The 2,843-nt window shown below is 36.9% G+C and carries 2 protein-coding genes; both read right to left on the bottom strand.

Features of this window, described 5'->3' with window-relative positions:
* Complete coding sequence (locus ACKGJN_RS16195) at positions 1-1,875, bottom strand: OmpA family protein (protein ID WP_409540606.1); 1,875 nt, start codon at positions 1,873-1,875, stop codon at positions 1-3.
* A 16-nt stretch (positions 1,876-1,891) separates the two neighbouring features.
* On the bottom strand, positions 1,892-2,806 hold the full coding sequence (locus ACKGJN_RS16190; RefSeq protein ID WP_409540605.1) for a PorP/SprF family type IX secretion system membrane protein: 915 nt from the start codon (positions 2,804-2,806) through the stop codon (positions 1,892-1,894).
* Positions 2,807-2,843: the final 37 nt, after the last annotated feature.

Raw genomic sequence — 2,843 nt, 5'->3', positions numbered from 1 at the left:
TTAATTCATCTTTATAACACTAAAAATAGATCTTCTGTTAAGTTGGTGTTCCTCTTTGGAACATCTTTCACATTTTATCTCAGGTTGGGATTCCCCGAAACCTTTATAATCATTAATTCGCTCTGGTGCGATTCCCTGAGAGATCAAATAATCATAGGTGGCTTTTGCGCGCCGCTTTGCCAATGCCTCGTTATATTGATTGGATCCTCTAACATCTGTATGGGATCCTATTTCAATAACAAGTTCCGGATATTTGTTTTTCATAAGATCCACAAGTTTATCAAGTTCTGTTGCTGCATCAGCACGGATATTGGACTTGTCGAAATCAAAATAAATATTTTTTATTTCAGCAAGATAATCCACATCCTGAATAGGATCTAATAGAATATTGTAAATCAATTCTTCCTTATCTAAAGTATTAAATGAATTTACGGTCCCGGTGCTAACTTCATATTCTATTTTCCTTGCCTCAATTGGATATTCAGAATCGCGGTTAATTTCTGTTTCATAATTTCCATCTTCATCGGTTTCCAAAAAGGCGATTTGCTCATTATTTTCATTAAGAAGACTTATAGTTGTTTGTGGAATTGGCTTCAGGTTTACCTTATCGGTTACCTGTCCTTTCAATATTAAAGGTTTTAATAAATTGAATCCATAGATATCGTCACTTGTGCCATTTCGGTTGGAAGCAAAATATCCGGTGTTTGTTCCGTTTTTCAGAAAAAAAGCAAAATCATCCAAATTACTGTTTACTGGAGCACCCAGATTCTCAACTTCAATATTCATTTTGGCCAGATCTGACTTGAAAATATCCATTAACCCAAGACCTAAATGACCATTTGAAGAGAAATACAAAACATTATACTCTGTAACAAAAGGAAAAGATTCATCCAAACTGGTATTTATTACAGCACCCATATTTTTTGGCACTCCATACATATTATCCCCAAGGATCTCCGCTTTATAAATATCGGTTCCTCCAAGACCTCCGGGCATATCTGAAGTAAAATACAGGGTTTTTTCATCTGGTGACAAGTCTGGGTGACCAACTGAATAGAAATCACTGTTAAATGGAAGTTCTACAACATTTGTCCAGGTTCCATTTGAATTGGTGGCCCGATAAATTTTAAGATTATTGGTTTTTTCGCTGTCCCTTTTTCCTTTTTTATTGTTGAGAAAATTATTTCGGGTGAAGTACATATACTTTCCATCTTTTGTTATGCTGATGGGGCCATCGTGTAAAACTGTATTCACATCACCAGGTACCGGAGTAATATTTTCTCCTTTCAACTGGTAAACATCCAGAAATGGCTCTCCATTCCAGGAATAAACTTTACTTTTTCTGGACATCCCCTCATCCCGGGCGGAAACAAAATATAGGATGTCATCTTTTTCGAAAGCACCAAAATCACTGTATTCTGAATTGAAGTCTACCGTTTCAAGGGTATAATCATCGGTGATTTTAAAATCTTCGATGTTTTTTGAGAGCATTGCATCCACATCCTCTGAAGCCATACCGGAGTCACGGTATTTCTTTAACCATTCCCTGGATTCATCATAGCGTTTAACCCCTCTCAGGGCTTGTGCGTATTTGAAATAATATTCAGGTTTGACATTTTCAGAATTAATCGCATCCCCATAGTAGAATACTGCGTTTTCGGGACTGCGTAATTTCATATAACTATCACCCAGTTTCAGGCTGTTATAATTGGTGTTGTACTCATTCTCAATGAGATCTTTATAAACATCCACAGCTTCAAAATAAGCCATGTCATTATACAATCTATCGGCTTTTTTCTGTTTTCCGGATTGTGCTGAAACCGCGAAACTGTTTCCGATAAAAAGCAGAAGTATTAAGTAGTAGGATTTCTTCATAATAGCTTATTTTACGTTAGAAAAATCTTGGAGATTTATATTTGGTGTTTTGAAAGCGCAGCTCATAGATAAGGATGACCTCGTGTGAACCGGAGGTATAGGGTCTAAGATCGGAAATTGAATATTCATACCCATATCCTATCCGCAGGGGCTCGAAGATTTGAAAATCAATAAAAGCCCCTATGGCATCATCTATTCTGTAAGTTGCACCTAAATAGAGTTTTTCATCATAAATAAATGTACTTGACATATCAAAGGATAAAGGAGCTCCGCTGGTAACCTTGGCAAGTGCTGTTGGTCTTAATTTCCAGGTATCGCTGAGATCAAATACATACCCCCCGGTCATATAATAATGTACCTGCTCTAAGGCTACATATTCGCTGAAATCATTATTGTCATTATTTATCAATTTGGGAGCAGATAATCCTACATACCATTTTTGGGAAGAAAGAAAAAGTCCCGCTCCAAAATTCGGAGTCCATTTATTGAATTGTTCCCTGAAAAATGGATCCTGAAGAACAGAAGGTTCGCTAAAAAGATCCTCATCAAGATCATAATAACTAAACCCACCCTTTAATCCGAAAGACAAGGTAACATCCTGACTTACATTTATGGTATATGAAAAATCACCATATAAATATGTGTAGTTTTCATAACCTGTTTTATCGTTTATTACAGATAAACCTAAACCAATTTGCTCATTCCTTATGGGAGAGTGAATCGATAGGGTTTGAGTACGGGGCGCCCCGCTAATTCCCGCCCATTGATTCCTGTTGAGTGCCGTTAAAGAGAAGGCGTCCCTGCTTCCTGCATATGCAGGATTTATAGAAATCGTATTGTACATATATTGCGTGAACTGCGGAAGTTGCTGGGCCTGAGTGGTCCACAATCCCACAAAAAGTACCGATATTAGGAGATAGATTTTTTTCATGGTTTTAGATTTATTTTGTTCCTAAGTAGATATATCC

The sequence above is a fragment of the Gillisia xinjiangensis genome (genome assembly GCF_046298265.1).
GTDB lineage: Bacteria > Bacteroidota > Bacteroidia > Flavobacteriales > Flavobacteriaceae > Gillisia > Gillisia xinjiangensis.
Note: the sequence above shows the minus strand (reverse complement) of the source record. Positions and strands in the feature narration are given on the sequence as shown.

Coding starts and splice junctions, on each gene's coding strand:
- ACKGJN_RS16195 (WP_409540606.1), bottom strand. CDS start 1,875: ATGAAGAAATCCTACTACTTAATACTTCTGCTTTTTATCGGAAACAGT.
- ACKGJN_RS16190 (WP_409540605.1), bottom strand. CDS start 2,806: ATGAAAAAAATCTATCTCCTAATATCGGTACTTTTTGTGGGATTGTGG.